The organism is Pseudomonas sp. RIT-PI-r (assembly GCF_001297015.1).
Classification (GTDB): domain Bacteria; phylum Pseudomonadota; class Gammaproteobacteria; order Pseudomonadales; family Pseudomonadaceae; genus Aquipseudomonas.
The window spans coordinates 45168-61536 of sequence record NZ_LIGE01000031.1; the positions used below are offsets into that span (position 1 = coordinate 45168).

Sequence of the window (16369 nt, forward strand, 5' to 3'; positions counted from 1 at the left end):
GGGGGGCACATGGAAGCATTGGGGCAGTTGCAATCGGGGCTGAAGTATCTGGCCACGGCGGGCGAAACCGGCCGGCGCAGTCTGGACGGAATGCTGTCACCGGTGAATGGCGCGATCGACGAAATCACCGGCGCCGCGTCCGAGCTGGAAAGCCTGCCCTTTGTCGGGCCGGCGATCGGGGAAAAGCTTCAGCGGGCGATGCGCGGGATCAACGCTGCGCAGGCGCAAGTGGGGCGGGTGGTGGCCATGTACGGCACGGCCACCCGCGCGGTTGCCCAGGGGGAGGAACGTTTGGGGGTGCTGAAGGAACAGGCCGGCAAGGCCGCCACGGCCATTAACAAGATCGCCGGGAAGATCAGCCCGTCATTGGCCAACATCGTGCCCACGGGCACCTTTGCCACGGATCAGACGCCGGCGCCGGAGGCGGTAAAGCCGTTCCCGCACCTGCTGATCATCCAGCCGCAAGACCCCAAGCAGCAGCCGTATTTCTTCAACCTGGACACAGCGGCGTTTGACGAGCTGCGCCGGTCGAGCAAATTCCGCTGGGCCTCGCAAGAGCGCCTCTCGCGGCGTCCGGCGCAGCAGGGTGTGGGCATTGGTGACGAGAAAATCACCCTCAAGGGTGTGATCCTGCCGGGGCTAAAAGGCGGGTTAAAGCAGCTCGACACCCTGCGCGCGATCGGCGGAAAGCTTCAGCCGCTGACCCTGACCACCGGTTATGGCGACGTGCTGGGAACGTGGTGCCTTGAAAACGTCGATGAAGAACAAAGCGCGCTGATGCAGGGCGGTATCCCGCGCAAGCAGGCCTTTACCTTGGAGTTTGTGCGCTATGGCGACGACATGCAGGACGTCTGACGGGGATCTGCTCGATACCATCTGTCACAACTATTACGGGCATCTAGATGGCTGCGTCGAGGCGGTGCTTGATGCCAATCAGGGGCTGGCCGATGAAGATCAGCCCTACCGCGCTGGCGTGGTGATCGTGTTGCCGGATCTGCCGCAGCCGGTGACCGAGGCAATTACCTTGTGGAACTGACCCCGTCCGGAGTCCTCGCCGGCGGATCCTCGCGTTACGCGTAACGCTCTGTGCTTGCTTGCCCCGTCCTGTACGGGGCTTTTTTTTGGGAAAAATTCATGACTCCGCGCTTTCGTATTGTGGTCGACGGGACCGACATCACGGCCCTGTTGAATGATCGGCTGATTCAATTGAGTGTCACCGACAAGACCGGAATGGAGTCCGACGAATTCGAGCTGCGCATTGACGATCGGGACGGGCTGGTGACGTTGCCGCGCAAAGGCGTGGGCATCGAGATCTATCTGGGCTATCAGGAGACGTCACTGGTCCGGCTGGGCCGCTATGTGGTCGACGGGGTCGCGGTATCCGGCCCGCCCGATACGATCGTGATCAAGGGCAAGGCCAGCGACATGCGCGGCAGTGGCAAGACCGTGCGCAGCGGCAGTTGGGAGGACGTGCCGCTGTCGGCGATCGTTGGCGATATCGCCGCGCGCAACGGCTGGTCGCCGGCGTGTCCGGTCGGCACGAAGGTTGCGCGGGCCGATCAGCTCAACGAATCCGACTTCAATTTTGTCACCCGCCTGGCTAAGCAATACGACTGCACGGCGAAGGTCGCCGACGGCAAGTTGTTGGTCATGCCGCGTCAGGGCGGGCAGAGCGCAAGCGGCAAGGTGCTGCCGCCGATCGTGATCAACAAAAGCGACGTCAGCCGCTGGCAATTCAACTTTGAGGATCGCGATTCGCACAAGGCTGTCGGGGCCAAGCATCAAGACAAAAAGACCGGTGAGCTGGCTGTGGTGTCGCTGGAAAACGACGACGCGCCGGCCGGGCTGCCGGCGGTGCATACCGATCGGCATATCTACCCGAACAAGACCGCCGCCCAGGCAGCGGCACGGGCGCGTTTGGCGGCGTTCAACCGCTCCACCGCCGGCGTGCGCCTCGAAATGGAAGGGCGTACTGATCTGTTTGCGGAATGCCTGATCATCGCCCAGGGCTTCAAGGTTGGGCTTGATGGCGAGTTTCTTGCCGAGTCGGTGCAGCAGACGTACACCCAATCCGGCTGGTCGACCACCGTTGAATGTAACGGCGGCAAGAAGGGCAAGGCCAACGCCAAGGGCAAGAAAGGGAAAAAGCCGGCCAAGCCGGTCAAAATCGTCAACCTCGCATAACGCCATCAGTCGCACCCATTCGCCGCCTTGAGCGGCTTTTTCATGTCTGGAGTTTGTATGTCCATCACTCAGCAGCAGTTGCTGCAGATCCTCCCCAACGCCCGCCCAGTCGCGGGCGTTTTTGTACCTGTCCTGAATACAGCAATGCAGCGCTACCAAATTGTCGGTAGCAAGCGTGTTGCCGCGTTCATCGCCCAGATCGGCCATGAGTCTGGCCAACTGCGCTACGTCCGGGAGATCTGGGGACCGACTCCGGCTCAAACGAAATACGAGGGTCGAGCGGATCTGGGCAATACCCAATCCGGTGACGGTTCGAAGTACCGTGGACGCGGCCTGATTCAGATCACCGGCCGAGCGAACTATGTGGCGTGCGGCGAGGCGCTGGGCCTTGACCTGATCAGTTTCCCCGAGCTGCTCGAGTTGCCACAGCATGCCACTATGTCAGCGGCATGGTTCTGGAAACAAAATGGGCTGAACGACTTGGCTGACCGTGACCAGCTCAACACGATCACCCGCCGAATCAATGGCGGATTGAATGGCTTGCAGGATCGACTGGATATCTGGTCGCGTGCGCGGGCGGTGCTGGCGTGATCGCCGTACCGTGGAAAGCGGTCGGTGCGGTGTTGCTAGTGCTTAGCGGCGCCGGCAGTGCCTGGCAGTTTCAGGACTGGCGCTACGGAAAGCAGTTGGCGGAGCAATCCCAACTGCACGCCGAAACCCTCAATCAACTGACCCAAGCCGCAGCTTCCGCGCAGCAGGCCGAGCAGGACAAGCGTCTGGCGCTCGAGCAGCGGCTGGCGGCCAGTGAGAAAACCCACTTCAGGAAAATGAGCGATGCCCAACGTGACCAAGATCGCTTGCGCGATCGCCTTGCCACTTCTGATCTGCGGTTGTCAGTCCTCCTCGACGCGGATTCAGCCGGTGGCTGCTCAGTGTCTGCCGCCCCCGGCGCCGGCGGCGTGGATCATGCAGCCGTACGCGCCCAACTTGACCCGGCGCATGCTCAACGAATTGTCGGAATCACCGACGCCGGCGACCAAGGACTGATTGCACTGGCGGCGTGCCAAGCTTACGTCAGGGACGTGGCGCGATGACCTACATTTCAGGTTGGAAAAATTAACATGGGCCAAAAAGCAAAGCCCCGGAGGTTGGCCCTTCTGGGGTTTCTATTTTCGCCTCCATCTCTCAATGAGTGGCGAACTGAGTAAGCGGCGCCGGCAAGTGCTAAAACGCTCTCTAAAACTACCTCGACATTACTCAGTCTGTTCGTAATGAGCGCCTGTAGGTAATGAATTTGAATCGGGTGGCGGAACTCACTCGAACGGGCTCGCATTGGACAGGTTGTCTACAAAATAGTAGCGTCACTGATTTACCCATGCCATTGGTGGGTGTTCAGGGGGGGAGATATGAGTTATTTTGATCTAAGAGCGAGTATAGAAGACCTTGCCGAACGAGCAAAAGGGAACGGCGACTACCTTGCCGAAAATGCCCTCATAGCTCAGTTCAATGGATTACTTAAGGAAGCACAAAATAAAAACTCGAAGCATAGAGATCTCACCGCTTTACCTGAGTTGCGGAATTATATCTCGCAGAAGGAGTTCTTAAGGGCAATCGACCATTTGATGGCTGCCACAAAATTTCTTGCGCAACAATCGTCGGTAAAGTATGGAAAATTCCAGATTCTCAGAGCAGAAACGCAGCTTGCGCAAGACTTCCAGGCCTTGACCGAATTAGGTAAACCCGTCGGTTTTTTGTTCTTCGATATTGATCATTTCAAAGACCTTAACACTGAGCACACTGAAACTATCGTGGACTTATATGTGCTTAAACCCTTCATGATATTTATCGCCGATTTGGTTGAAACGCGGGGTTATGGCTACAGTGTCGGTGGAGACGAGTTCATTGTGCTGCTTGGCAACACTAGTGCGCTGGAGTCCGAAGCCTTCGCTAAGAGGTTACTGGAACAAGCCGCCGCACGCCGATTTGATGTGAATGGTATCGATGTAAATATTACTCTCTCTATCGGGACCTGCTGTTCACAACCAGGCGACCTCGCTGTTGATGATGTCCGGACGAAAGCCAACGAAGCTGAAAATTTAGCCAAAAAGCAAGGAAGGAACTGTGTGGTCCGAACCGACCAGTGACACAGGTCGTGGGCTGTACGAATGAACCCAGAAAGCTGTCGATTTTTAAGTCACTTCGGCAATCATCACCGCGAGCGTCATCTTGATAAATTCCTCGATTTTATCGATGGTCTCCAGGGCGCTGCGGACATTACCGCCGACTTCAGTAGCTCCGCGTTGCTCGACCCAAAGCGTAAGCTCCATGATGGCTGCCTCTAGCGCCAGTTGGTTTTCGTTGAGTTTTTAGGGCAGGGAAGCAGGCCAGAGTTAGGCATTTGCTTTCCCCTGGGGATGAAGCATATACAGCAAGGGAGGCGGGAGTTGGTTGGGCGCTGGGAATGCAAAATGCCGTACCACTTTTTGTACCATTTCTGTGTTTCTGAGGGGGACTTTAGGGGATAAATACCCCCCTAAAACCCTTTAAACCCCCCAGACCAAAAACGCCAGCTAATCCGCCCCCTCTAGCTTTCCCAGGTGTGAGGCAGGAATATTTCCTGCGCATCTGGTAGCGTCAGACTACAAACCTAACCAAGCGGAAGTACGGGATGTCAATCAAGGTTGCTGCACCGCTCGTTAACGGCGATTTGTGGGATCCGTTCGGCGAGAGCGCGTCAGGAGAGGACATTGTAGAACTGATATGCGGTGATGATCTGCGGCCGCCTCCCACGAGTGTGGTCATTACGGTGACTACCGAATCGGGTAAGCGGGTGGAGGTGCGGATTCCGAATTCTGACACCGGCACCGCCAGCGTGAGGATTGACGGCAAGACCGTGTAGAAAATGGGCTGATTTTCTGTCTAAAACTAACCCTGTCTACCGCGTATTCACTGACCTAAAACGCGTATAAATGACGGTATGGTTTTAGACAGTTAAATGCTGAGGGCCGCGTAGTGCGTGGCCTATGCACTGTTCCAGCCCATACTGCTGCATCAGTGGTGTGTTGGGGGGATAAGGCGAGATGTACCCCAACGGAATCCGTCTTCGATCATTTGAGATGCGTAGTTCCATTATCGCGTCGACTAACTGTAGGATCATGAGTTATTCGGGGTCACCTTGACATAGTGGTGGGCAGTTTTTGCCCACACCACAAAAGTCACGGTTAAGCGGAGGGAACCTTACTGGGAAATTCATAAATAAATTTCATCAGCATTTCTGCAAACGCTAGGAGTTCGTGTGCGTCATCTTGGGTCATAAGTGCAATCTCGTGCGTAGCTTCATTTCCTTTTTTTCTGATGTGGTCGACCCATCCACGCCCATTCGGCGGTATATAGCCTGCATCCGCGAGAAAGTTCACGTAACTTATGAACGCCTCTCCCTCGGCCGCCCCCTGAGAAACCCCTATGTTCATGAGCAATTTTCGACACAGAAGGACAGAGCCGGTGAATGCACCAGCAGCCGTGCATTGTCTAGCCTCGTCATAAAGAGACTCTAGGTCTTTGGGGAGGTGAGCAACGTTGTTGCCAGGCAAAATTCCGGGGAGCTGAGACTTTCCATTTCCCCAGTACGTCGGATTTGAGCAATGGCTGCAAACATAGATGTGTTGATTCTCTGACGAGTAATAGCCTCTTGAACTCGCTACCGTGTTGTTGCAGAACCCGCACTTAAATTGCTTTGAAACGATCCCCGCTATGTTTACCCAAGACATGTTCCGCCTCCTTCTGATGGCAGTTGATGCTATCCCATCTTGAGGATATCTAGGTCTAAATTTTGTAGGACGCCTTTGCAGACGGATTCTGCGCAAAACCTACGTCGGACGCCGCACGTTTCCGCTCGCATGAGCACAAAAATCGGTTGTTTTGCCATGAAAGAAAATGGCTTTTATCCTTTAAAACAACAGATTAGGTTTTTTCAGTCCCCTGCATGGGGTGCTAGGGGCGAGTGCGACGGTCTGGACAGACTTCTGTCATTCGGGAGCCATAAGTACCGCGAGCGTCATCTTGATGAATTCTTCGTTCTTGTCGATTGTCCAGAGTGCACCGCGAACGTTCTCGGCGACATCGGCCGATCCGCGCTGCTCAACCCAGTTGGATAGTTCCATGATGGCGGCCTTGAGGGCGAGCTGGTTTTCGTTGATCTTGAATAGCAGGGAAGGGAGCAGATCAGAATTTGGCATTGGGCGTTCCTCCGTGAGATAGCCCAGCGTAGCACCGTGTTACATGAAGGGTGTTTTACGTTTGGCAGGACGCCGGAGAAGGGAGAACGAGCAGAAAGTTTTGTAACGCGGACCAAAAAGTTTTGTAACGCTTCAGCTAGCGCGGCGGAAATCTCATCAAACAGAAACGACAAAGCCCTGAATAATCAGGGCTTTGTCGGTACAAAATATGGCGGAGGCGATGGGATTCGAACTCATGGACCTGTTACAGTCGACGGTTTTCAAGACCGTTGCCTTAAACCACTCGGCCACACCTCCGTTGCGTTGCGGGCGCCATAATACCTGAATGAAACACACTGTCAAACTCTCTGCATGGCTTGTTACAGAGCGTCTGTTATGATCTTTGCGACTGAACGTTTCAAACCAACAGGAGTGTCGCCATGCGCGAACAGGATTACGCAGTTAATAACGGCGTGCAGGCTGAGCAGCTAGAGGTTAGCCGCGTCCTGCGCAACACATACGGCCTACTGGCTCTCACCCTTGCATTCAGCGGTGTGATGGCTTTCGTTGCCCAGCAGATGCGCGTTGGCTACCCGAATATTTTCGTGGTGCTGATCGGCTTCTACGGGTTGTTCTTCCTTACCAACAAACTGCGTGATTCCGCGTGGGGCCTGGTGTCCGCATTCGCGCTGACCGGTTTCATGGGTTTCCTGCTCGGCCCGATCCTCAACCGCTATCTGGGCATGCAGGGCGGCGCTGAAGTGGTCAGCTCGGCGTTCGCAATGACTGCACTGGTGTTCGGTGGTCTGTCGGCCTACGTGCTGATTACCCGCAAGGACATGAGCTTCCTCGGTGGTTTCATCACCGCCGGTTTCTTCGTGTTGCTGGGAGCAACGCTGGCAAGCTTCTTCTTCCAGATCAGCGGCCTGCAACTGGCGATCAGCGCAGGTTTCGTGCTGTTTTCGTCGGTGTGCATCCTGTTCCAGACCAGCGCCATCATTCACGGCGGCGAGCGTAACTACATCATGGCGACCATCAGCCTGTATGTATCGATCTACAACCTGTTCGTCAGCTTGTTGCAGATCTTCGGCATCATGAGCCGCGACGACTGATCGCAGTCTGTGAAATAACGAAAAACCCGCCTAGGCGGGTTTTTTGTTGTCTGCGTGAAAGTGGTGAGGCCATGCTCGGCTAATTGATCACGATGCTGCCGTCGACCTGCTGCTTGTAGATGGTGTAGGGCAGCAGAAAAGTATCGAGTGCCCCGGATATCACCGCATCGATCAACACCACAGGAATCGCGGCGTTTTTGTAGTCGTCGGCCTCCACGCCTTCGCCCAGAGGGGCATGCAAACTGCAGAAATCGTAGGCGAGGCCGCTGTAGATTCTTGGCACCGCCCCGCAATAACTCTTCTGTTTCTTGAGGCTGTCCACCGCGGCCTGATCATTGCGCACCACGGTTTGAACTGTCCCGCAACCGCCTAGCATCAACGCCGCCAGTATCATTGCCTGAATTCTCATTGCCGCCAATCCTTCGCCGGAAAAACCTCAATCTACGCCGAACATGCTGAAAAAGCACTTACGCCATCGGCGGCAATCGGCGTTTGACCGGTGTCTTCTTGACAATCGCAGTATTGGTTTCCGCCAGAGTATTGAGCCGGTCGAGAAGGGTGTCCAGTTGCTCCATCGAGCGCACGTGCAGACGGGCGATAAAGCAGTCCTCGCCGGTGACCTTGTCGCACTCGGTAAACTCTGGAATCGCCAGAATCTGCCGCTCCACTTCCTGCAATTGCCCCGGCAGTGGCCGCACGCGAACGATTGCCTGTAGCTGGTAACCGAAGCATTTCGGGTCGATTTCGACGGTATAACCTTTGAGCACACCGCGCTCTTCAAGCCTGCGCAAACGTTCGGCCACGCTCGGCGAAGACAACCCGCTCAGCTGTGCTAGCGCCTTGAGCGAGCGCCGCGAATCTTCCATCAATGCGCTGATGAGGATCTGGTCTATATCGTCTGTCATGAGCTGATTCCAGGATTAGGCCACTGAGGGAAACCACCCTCGATAAAAAAGGCAAAAATTAAGTTTAGCCTGCTTTTTACTCTGGAGAACAGGTGGTTGGGCTTGACATACTTTTGTCACGTTTTCAGCAAATGCTCAGGAGATTGATGATGGACAACCCAATCCGTCGCGGCACATTTGAAATGACTGCGGCCATGCTTATCTCTGGGACGATCGGCTGGTTCGTCCTGGTGTCCGGGCAACCGGTGCTCGACGTGGTGTTCTGGCGCTGTGTGTTCGGCGCAGGCACCTTGCTGCTGATTTGCGCGGCCTTCGGCTTTTTGCGTCCGGGTATCCTGACCCGCACGACGTTCTTGCTGGCGGTGCTCAGTGGTGTAGCGATTGTCGGTAACTGGGTGCTGTTGTTTGCTTCTTATTCGCGCGCTTCGATAGCCATCGGCACGGCCGTGTACAACGTGCAGCCGTTCATGCTGGTCGGTTTGGCGGCGCTGTTTCTTGGCGAGAAAATCACCTTGCAGAAGCTGTTCTGGCTGGCGATTTCGTTTATCGGCATGCTGGCGATTGTCAGTGCCCATGGTACGCAAGGCGAGGGCGGCAACGACTACCTGCTGGGCATCGGCCTGGCATTGGGCGCGGCGTTGCTCTATGCGATTGCGGCGCTGATCATCAAGCGCCTGACGGGCACACCGCCCCACCTGATCGCACTGGTTCAAGTGTGCACCGGCGTGTTGTTACTCGCCCCGTTTGCGCACTTTTCTGCGCTGCCGCAAGTCCCCGGTGCCTGGGCCAGTCTGGTGACGCTGGGCATCGTCCACACCGGCCTGATGTATGTGTTGCTGTATGGCGCGATCCAGAAACTGCCGACGGCGTTGACCGGTGCACTGTCGTTTATCTACCCGATCGCGGCGATCTTCGTCGATTGGTTTGCCTTTGGCCATCGCCTGGAAACCCTGCAATGGCTCGGGGTGGCAGCGATCCTGCTGGCGGCCGCCGGCATGCAACAGGGGTGGGGCGTGAAATCCCGGGCCGCGGTGGCTGCGCGGCCCTAAATGGCCTTGATCAGTTCCTTGAACAGACCTTTCAACTGTTGGTTACCGGCATCCACCAAATGGTTGTCATCGAAGTACCAGGCCACGCCGTCCCTGGACCCCATACAAGTACCTGCCGGGCAAAGGTACGGCGTCGGATCGATCACCGTTGCATGGCAGCGTTTGGCGGCTGCCTCAATGGTGTAGTTGGCGATTCTGTTGCGTTTTTCATACTCGCTCAGCGTGATCGAAATATCGGCGTTCTGCCGGAACAGGCGTTGATTAAGATTCAGGCCTTTGTAGACGCTGAAGGGCATTTCCGGGATCGGCCTGACGATGTAAACCGGGTGGTTTTCGGCAATCGAGCAAACGGTCTTGCTGTATTCGGCGATGTAGGCGTCGACAAAAGCTGCATCGCCAGAATGCGGGCTGTCCGGAAAGTGAATGCGGTAATTGTTGCTTCTCCCGGGATCGGCATACAGCGCGGCGCGGCTGAACAGCACTACCGGAACGCCCGGGAAGTCAGTCTTCAACACGCGCAGCTTTTCATCGTTGAAGGCGCGGCATTTGTCTTGCAGGTCCTTGTCGCGCATTTCGAAGTTCAGCAAGGGCGGGCAGCCGCCGCGCGACCAGGACAGTGCGGCTTGCGGATTACTCATCTGTACGGCGGCAGCGGTGGATTGCGCGTGACTGTCACCGAACAGAATCACCGAGATTTCGCCTTTGCCCAATTTGCAGTCAGCCGCAGCGTAGCGGTTGGGATAGCACTCTTGTGGATACAGTTTGCTGGTGTATTCGGGCTGACCGAGGTCGACAAATGCCAGGCGGGCATCCGGATATTGCTTCACCAGCGAGGAGGTTGCGGCCGAAAAACCGATGACGCCGACGATCAGCGAGGCAAACTTGAACAGTGTGCGTGGTGCGGTACCTGTTCTGCTGACCTTCGATTCGACCCAGTAGTAGGAGACGGCGCCGAGCAACAGTGAAAGAGCGATGGCGCCCAGCACATGCGGCCAACTGCTCAACAGTCCGCACAGATACAGAAGCACCACCAGCGGCCAGTGCCAGAGGTAGACGGAGTAGGAAATGCTGCCGGTGAATTGCAGGATTTCATTGCGACTGAAGAGCGACTGGCGGTTGCTGTAGATCACCAGCAGGGTACCGATCACTGGTAGCAGGGCGAGATAACCCGGCCAAAGATCTTCTTCCGAAAAATACGTAACGCTGAGGGCGATCGCCAAGAGTCCAGCTCCCTCACACAGCGCACTGTTGCGGCGGCTGAGAGCCAGAGGAAAAACAAAGGCCAGACCGCCGACGATCATCTCCCAGGCGCGGGTGGGCAGCATGTAAAAGGCAAAAACCGGGTGGGTTTTACTCAAGTAAACCGAAGCACCGAGCGAGATGGCCGCCAGCACGACCAAGGCGATTTTGCTTGTGCGCTCGCCACAATATTTGCACAGCCCCATCATCAAAAGGGGGTAAAGCAGGTAGAACTGCCACTCAACCGACAGCGACCAGGTGTGCAGCAACCAGTTTTCGTGCAGCGGTGCGTCGAAGTAATTGCCGTCTTTGGCGAAGAGGAAATTGGAACTGAACAGCAGGCTGCTCTTGATCGTGCGAATCGTCTCGCGAAAATCATCCAGCGGCAGGTACACGTAGCCGAAGATCAGCAGCGCGATACACAGGGTCAGCAGCGCCGGAATGATGCGTCGGGCACGAGATGCATAGAAGCCGAGAAGGGAGAAGTTTCGTTGCTGCAAACCCGTGACGATGATCCCCGTCATCAGGAAACCGGAGATTACGAAGAATATGTCAACGCCGACAAAACCGCCGTCAAAGCCCGGAATCCTGAAGTGAAAAAGCACTACCGCGAGAACGGCAAGCGCCCGTAAAGCATTGATATTCTTCCTGAATTGCATTTATGCATCCATGACACGTCCACTGTGATGGCGCATTGTAATGATCCTGTCGGCTTTGTTACATGGAAATTATCCGGCGCTGCTCAGATGTTCCAGCGTGGCGCCGTTAGCGCCAGGCGCTGGCGCATCTCGCCGATGTTGGCGGCGAGTTGCCGGGTCAACAGGCGATAGCCATCCAGCGTGCTGTAGACCGGTGCATCCAGGCTGGCGTCGGGCAATTCCAGCGGGCGCTCCAGCCGTTGTGATGCACCGGTCTTCAACGCCCGCGCCATGCCGATCAATTGCACACGAATCTGTCGGTGTTCAGACTTCAACGCGGTTCGCAGATGGGCCATGGCCTGTGGGTCGTTGGTGTCTGGCCGGGTATTGCCGAGGATCTCCAGCGTGCTGATGCACATGCGCAGGTTGCGCTGGATGGCATCGAGCTCGGTCATGGAAATCTTCACTTCCTTGGACACCGATGGCATCAGCGAACGCAGTTGCACCATCACGGCACCCAAGCGGCTCATCAGCTTCAAATGCTCATCGGCGCTCACCGCCTGGCCGCTGATGATGCGGCCGTACACCGTGGCGCAATCGCGCAAGGCGTCGGCGAGGTTGTAGCGCCACGAGTACACGGCGTACAGCGGCAGAGCGAAAGAGAAGGCCAGAGCGAGGGCAATGCCGATCAGAATGTCGACGCCGCGCCACAAGCCGTCGGTGATCGGATTGTCGCCATGCCCGGCAACAATGAACACGGTGATCGCCGAGAGCAGGGCGGTATAACCCCCTTTGCCAATCGCGTGATAAGAAAAAAAACCGCAGACCACCGCCATCGCAAAATACGTCAGCCACGGCATGCCGAGCCACGCCTGCTGCGCCACCAGCAACAAACCGACGCCGGCGCCGATCAAGGTGCCGGTGGCGCGTTCGGCGGCTTTTTTACCGATGTTGCCGTGGTGCTGCAAACCGCCGATCACCACCAGCATGGTCACCGAGGCCCACTCACCGTGGGGCAGGTTGATGCCGGTGGTCAGCAGGATCGTTGCCAGCAACCCGAGGGCCACGCGCACTGCATGAATCAGCCGCGCGTGCCGGTAGCGTCGATAAGGATCAAGCAACGGACGCAGGACACGGCGCAGCAAGGGCGGAAGTCGATGGGTGCTGTAAGTACTCAGTGCGGGCCTCTCGTGATTGGGCTTCAGATCAATGGAAAGGGAAAATGTAATTCATCCATGCTGCCATACGCAGGAGGATTTTGCGCATCGTGCCAATGTGGTGAAAGTGCTGACTGTACAACGCGGCCTGCCCGTAAGCACCGCCCGGCATTAGCTTGCTGTACTGGGCGAATTCCGGATCGGTGATTTCGATGATCACCGGCACACGCCCGGCCGGCGGCGAACCGGTATAGCCGATCAGTGTGCCGGAAGGTTGCACCTGACCTTCGGCAATCACCCCGATGACGTTTTTCACCCGTCCGGCGAACACCTTGCCGGGAATGCCGTCGAACGCGACTTCCGCCTCGTCGCCGACGGTCAGGCGCAGGAGGCTGTTCTGGCGCATCCACGCGGCGAAGTATTGGCCTTCCTCGGGAATGAACACCATTGAGGGACGCAACGGCAACTTGCTCGCCATCATTCCCGGACGCAGCGAAACATGGGTGACGAAGCCTTTGCTCGGCGCGCGGACGGTGGTGTTGTCCAGCTCGAACTGGGCGTTATCCAGTTGCGCTTGCAGATCATCGGTGCGGGCGATGGCGGCGTCCAGTTCGCGCTGGGTGCCGAAGTTGCGCCGGATCAGTTCGGTGATGCGATAGCGATCACCCTTGGCGGCCACCAGTTGCGCTTTGAGCGACTTCATGCGGTTTTCAAACGGTGTAGGGTCGATGCGAAACAGCACATCGCCTTTTTCCAGCGGCTCGTTACCCTTCACCGGCACGTCGATCACCTGGCCGCTGACGATGGGAATCACCGGCACAGACACGAAGTAAGTGCGCGCCACCTCGGAGTAGGGATGGTTGTAGTTCATGGTGAAAATCAAGGCGCCGATCATCAGGATGCCGCCCAGTACGGCGGTGGGCACCGTCCATTTGTTCAGCGGGATACGGAAGATCTTGAACACTGCGACGCAGAACGCGGCGTAAGTCAGGATGAGCAGCAGATCCATGGCGTTCAGCCCTCCCGGTTGTGGGGAGCAGTGGCATTCAGCGCTTCGAGTCGTTCGAGGCGTCCTTGCAGTTCGATCACCTGTTGCTCCAGGCGAACGACATGGTTTTGCACGGATTTACCGTCACCGAAGCCCCAGCCGCGATCTTCCCGATAGGCCATCGCCCAGATCCACAGGAAAGGCCAGAGCGCATGCAGCGTGAACAGACTGACCCAGCCAGTGGCATGGATTGCATCCTGATGCGGGTGTTTACGATGAACGGCAATTTCATAGGGAATGTCGTGCAACACGATGATCCCGTAAAACAGTACGAGCCCGGCAAACACCAAAACCCCTAGCGCAAAGTAATCCAGCATGGTCAAGCTCCCGGCATCCAGCACAGTGCTGGCATCAGTGTAGACACTGATTTGCCGGGCGCTTGGCGACTTTGGATCAGAACCGCACGGGCTCGCCTTCTTGCTTATTCACGATTCGGGAGACCGTGGATCAGAAGATGTAATCGGTGGTCAGGAAGCTCGAATCACGCCCGCGAATGATCTCGCTGATCAGATCCTTGTTGCTGTCCTGGAACTTGGTTGCCACCAGCGTACGGATCGAGAACACCCGCAACGCATCGTGCACCGAGAGCGTACCTTCGGCGGAGTTTTTGCGGCCGTTGAACGGGTAAGTGTCCGGCCCGCGCTGGCATTGCGCGTTGAGGTTGATCCGCCCGACCTGATTGGCAAAGGTGTCGACCAGACGACCGACCGCCACCGGGTTGGTGCCGAAGATGCTCAACTGCTGGCCGAAATCCGACTCCAGCACATAGTCGATCACGGTATCGAGATGACGGTACGGCACGATCGGCACCACGGGGCCGAACTGTTCCTCCTGATAGACACGCATCTGCGGATTTACCGGGTAGAGCACCGCCGGATAGAAGAACGACTCGCGGGATTCGCCACCATTCGGGTTGACCACTTCGGCGCCTTTGCTGCGCGCATCCGCGACCAGCCCGTGCAGGTAATCGACCTTGCCTGATTCCGGCAGCGGCGTCAGCGACACACCGCTGTCCCACGGCATGCCCGGTTTCAGAGTGGCCAGCTTCGCGTTGAATTTCTCGATGAAACTGTCGACGACATCTTCATGGACGAAGAGGATTTTCAGCGCGGTGCAGCGCTGGCCGTTGAACGACAGCGAACCGGTCACGGCCTCGCTGACGGCATTGTCCAGATCGACTTCCGGCAAGACGATGCCGGGGTTTTTCGCGTCCAGACCCAGCGCAGCACGCAAGCGGTGCGGTTTCGGGTGGAGTTTCTTCAGATCGCTGGCAGCCTTGTTGGTGCCGATGAAGGCGAAGATGTCGATCTTGCCGCTGGCCATCAGCGCGCTGACGGTTTCGCGGCCGCTGCCGTAGATCACGTTGATCACACCGGTCGGGAAGCTGTCGCGGAACGCTTCCAGTAGCGGACGGATCAGCAGCACGCCAAGTTTGGCCGGTTTGAACACTACGGTGTTGCCCATGATCAGCGCCGGAATCAGCGTGGTGAAGGTTTCGTTCAGCGGATAGTTATAGGGGCCCATGCACAGCGCCACCCCCAATGGCACGCGACGGATCTGGCCGAGAGTGTCCTGTTCCAGCTCGAACCGGCTGGAGCGGCGGTCGAGTTCCTTGAGTGCATTGATGGTGTCGACGATGTAATCGCAGGTGCGGTCGAACTCTTTTTCCGAGTCCTTGAGGTTCTTGCCGATTTCCCACATCAGCAACTTCACCACGGCATCGCGCTGTTGGCGCATGCGGCCGAGGAAGGCTTCGACGTGCTGGATACGTTCGGCCACGCGCATGGTCGGCCACAGGCCCTGGCCCCGGTCGTAGGCACGCACGGCGGCGTCGAGCGCGGTGAGGGCGGTGTCGGCATCGAGCAGTGGCGTGCTGCCGAGGATCACTTGTTCGTCGCCATTCTCACCTTTTAGATAGACCGGGCTGCGCACGGTGGCGAGCGGGCCGTCCCAACGCCGCAACTGACCATCGACGAGGTATTCGCGTTGCTCGACCTGACCGTCGAGGCGGTATTTTTCCGGGATGTCGCTGACAGAAGGGAACAGATTGCCAAGGATGTTTGCTGTGGTCATGTCGCTACCCCGTGTTGATGTCCGCATGCAGATCAAAAAGTCTGTACAGGTTATACGCCTGAATGCGCCGCAATTTAAACCCGCAAATGTCACCCGAATGTCACGCAAACGCGCAGAGCAGAGCGGGCAGCAACACCGCAAACTCTGTGGGAGCTGGCTTGCCAGCGATTGATCGTTCCCACGCTCCGCGTGGGAATGCAGCCCGGGACGCTCTGCGTCCCATTGGAACGCGGAGCGTCCCTTGAGGCATTCCCACGCAGAGCGTGGGAACGATCATCGGGGGAGAGGGCTGGCCCCGTTTGCCCCCCTCGCTGTCCCGCAATGCCCTCAACCCGTTGCAGCCGCTGCCTTAAGGTGTGAACACAACAATAAGCGAGGCCGTTATGCGGGCAATCCGACTCACTCTAATGCTGGCGTTGGCCGTGGCGCTGCCTGGCTGCGGCGAAGATCCCAAACCACCGGTCACCACCCATAACGCCATGCCCAACGACCCGGCACTGGCGCAGATCTACACCAACAGCTGCCAGCTCTGCCACGCCAACCCCGCTGCCAACGCGCCGCTGACCGGCGACCGCAAGGCCTGGGAACCGCGCATCCAGCAGGGCACCGACACGCTCCTCGACCACGCCATCAACGGCTACAACGGCATGCCGCCGATGGGCCAGTGCGTCGAATGCTCGCAAGAACAGTTTGTGCAATTGATCGGCTTCATGGCCGACCAGCCCCTCCCAGAGTAAGGTGCCCGGCATG

Annotated in this window: 19 protein-coding genes, 1 tRNA gene and 1 pseudogene; 10 read left to right on the plus strand and 11 right to left on the minus strand. The window is 57.4% G+C overall.

Features of this window, described 5'->3' with window-relative positions:
* Positions 1 to 9 precede the first annotated feature (9 nt).
* From AK821_RS18635 to AK821_RS18660, 6 genes are all read left to right on the plus strand, one after another.
* Positions 10 to 855, plus strand: a complete 846-nt coding sequence (locus AK821_RS18635; protein WP_064391017.1) for a phage tail protein — start codon at positions 10 to 12, stop codon at positions 853 to 855.
* Entirely contained in the window at positions 830 to 1036 is a 207-nt protein-coding gene (locus tag AK821_RS18640; RefSeq protein WP_064391018.1) for a tail protein X, read from the plus strand. The genes AK821_RS18635 and AK821_RS18640 overlap by 26 nt, the downstream gene beginning before the upstream one ends.
* Before the next feature lie 98 nt (positions 1037 to 1134).
* The gene (locus tag AK821_RS18645; protein WP_064391019.1) at positions 1135 to 2184 is read left to right on the plus strand and encodes a phage late control D family protein; all 1050 of its coding nucleotides are present in this window, start codon (positions 1135 to 1137) and stop codon (positions 2182 to 2184) included.
* A gap of 57 nt (positions 2185 to 2241) precedes the next feature.
* A complete protein-coding gene (locus tag AK821_RS18650) occupies positions 2242 to 2775 on the plus strand; it encodes a glycoside hydrolase family 19 protein (protein WP_064391020.1) in 534 nt (177 codons plus the stop codon).
* Positions 2775 to 3278: a lysis system i-spanin subunit Rz gene (locus tag AK821_RS18655; protein WP_064391164.1), complete on the plus strand. Its 504-nt coding sequence runs from the start codon at positions 2775 to 2777 to the stop codon at positions 3276 to 3278. The genes AK821_RS18650 and AK821_RS18655 overlap by 1 nt, the downstream gene beginning before the upstream one ends.
* 312 nt (positions 3279 to 3590) lie before the next feature.
* Positions 3591 to 4328 carry a GGDEF domain-containing protein gene (locus tag AK821_RS18660; protein ID WP_064391021.1) on the plus strand — a complete coding sequence of 246 codons (738 nt, stop codon included), beginning with the start codon at positions 3591 to 3593 and terminating at the stop codon, positions 4326 to 4328.
* 45 nt (positions 4329 to 4373) lie between these two features.
* Here the strand turns inward: AK821_RS18660 and AK821_RS18665 are convergent.
* A pseudogene (locus AK821_RS18665) lies at positions 4374 to 4582 on the minus strand (hypothetical protein).
* A gap of 270 nt (positions 4583 to 4852) precedes the next feature.
* On the opposite strand from AK821_RS18665, the gene AK821_RS18670 reads away from it, so the two are divergent.
* On the plus strand, positions 4853 to 5083 hold the full coding sequence (locus AK821_RS18670; RefSeq protein ID WP_064391022.1) for a hypothetical protein: 231 nt from the start codon (positions 4853 to 4855) through the stop codon (positions 5081 to 5083).
* 322 nt (positions 5084 to 5405) lie between these two features.
* Here AK821_RS18670 and AK821_RS18675 read toward each other — a convergent pair whose 3' ends face one another.
* From AK821_RS18675 to AK821_RS18685, 3 genes are all read right to left on the minus strand, one after another.
* Positions 5406 to 5951 carry a DUF4145 domain-containing protein gene (locus AK821_RS18675; RefSeq protein WP_064391023.1) on the minus strand — a complete coding sequence of 182 codons (546 nt, stop codon included), beginning with the start codon at positions 5949 to 5951 and terminating at the stop codon, positions 5406 to 5408.
* A gap of 258 nt (positions 5952 to 6209) precedes the next feature.
* The gene (locus AK821_RS18680) at positions 6210 to 6419 is read right to left on the minus strand and encodes a hypothetical protein (RefSeq protein WP_064391024.1); all 210 of its coding nucleotides are present in this window, start codon (positions 6417 to 6419) and stop codon (positions 6210 to 6212) included.
* A gap of 209 nt (positions 6420 to 6628) precedes the next feature.
* A tRNA-Ser gene (locus AK821_RS18685) sits at positions 6629 to 6716 on the minus strand.
* Between the two features lie 122 nt (positions 6717 to 6838).
* Here AK821_RS18685 and AK821_RS18690 point away from each other — a divergent pair.
* Entirely contained in the window at positions 6839 to 7510 is a 672-nt protein-coding gene (locus tag AK821_RS18690) for a Bax inhibitor-1/YccA family protein (RefSeq protein WP_064391025.1), read from the plus strand.
* A 79-nt stretch (positions 7511 to 7589) separates the two neighbouring features.
* Here the strand turns inward: AK821_RS18690 and AK821_RS18695 are convergent, their stop codons facing one another.
* Positions 7590 to 7919 carry a YceK/YidQ family lipoprotein gene (locus AK821_RS18695; RefSeq protein WP_064391026.1) on the minus strand — a complete coding sequence of 110 codons (330 nt, stop codon included), beginning with the start codon at positions 7917 to 7919 and terminating at the stop codon, positions 7590 to 7592.
* Positions 7920 to 7977: 58 nt separating this feature from the next.
* The gene (locus AK821_RS18700) at positions 7978 to 8415 is read right to left on the minus strand and encodes an Lrp/AsnC family transcriptional regulator (RefSeq protein WP_064391027.1); all 438 of its coding nucleotides are present in this window, start codon (positions 8413 to 8415) and stop codon (positions 7978 to 7980) included.
* 149 nt (positions 8416 to 8564) lie between these two features.
* On the opposite strand from AK821_RS18700, the gene AK821_RS18705 reads away from it, so the two are divergent.
* On the plus strand, positions 8565 to 9464 hold the full coding sequence (locus tag AK821_RS18705; protein ID WP_064391028.1) for a DMT family transporter: 900 nt from the start codon (positions 8565 to 8567) through the stop codon (positions 9462 to 9464).
* On the opposite strand, the gene AK821_RS18710 is transcribed toward AK821_RS18705, so the two are convergent.
* The 5 genes from AK821_RS18710 to AK821_RS18730 form a co-directional block, all read right to left on the minus strand.
* Entirely contained in the window at positions 9461 to 11362 is a 1902-nt protein-coding gene (locus AK821_RS18710; protein ID WP_064391029.1) for an acyltransferase family protein, read from the minus strand. The two genes, AK821_RS18705 and AK821_RS18710, sit on opposite strands and share 4 nt — an antisense overlap.
* Before the next feature lie 83 nt (positions 11363 to 11445).
* Positions 11446 to 12486 carry an FUSC family protein gene (locus AK821_RS18715; protein ID WP_177330963.1) on the minus strand — a complete coding sequence of 347 codons (1041 nt, stop codon included), beginning with the start codon at positions 12484 to 12486 and terminating at the stop codon, positions 11446 to 11448.
* A 61-nt stretch (positions 12487 to 12547) separates the two neighbouring features.
* A complete protein-coding gene (locus AK821_RS18720) occupies positions 12548 to 13507 on the minus strand; it encodes an HlyD family secretion protein (RefSeq protein ID WP_064391030.1) in 960 nt (319 codons plus the stop codon).
* 5 nt (positions 13508 to 13512) lie between these two features.
* A complete protein-coding gene (locus AK821_RS18725) occupies positions 13513 to 13863 on the minus strand; it encodes a DUF3302 domain-containing protein (protein WP_064391031.1) in 351 nt (116 codons plus the stop codon).
* A 130-nt stretch (positions 13864 to 13993) separates the two neighbouring features.
* Positions 13994 to 15619 carry an NADP-dependent glyceraldehyde-3-phosphate dehydrogenase gene (locus tag AK821_RS18730; RefSeq protein WP_064391032.1) on the minus strand — a complete coding sequence of 542 codons (1626 nt, stop codon included), beginning with the start codon at positions 15617 to 15619 and terminating at the stop codon, positions 13994 to 13996.
* Positions 15620 to 16002: 383 nt separating this feature from the next.
* On the opposite strand from AK821_RS18730, the gene AK821_RS18735 reads away from it, so the two are divergent.
* The gene (locus AK821_RS18735; RefSeq protein ID WP_064391033.1) at positions 16003 to 16356 is read left to right on the plus strand and encodes a c-type cytochrome; all 354 of its coding nucleotides are present in this window, start codon (positions 16003 to 16005) and stop codon (positions 16354 to 16356) included.
* Positions 16357 to 16369 lie beyond the last annotated feature (13 nt).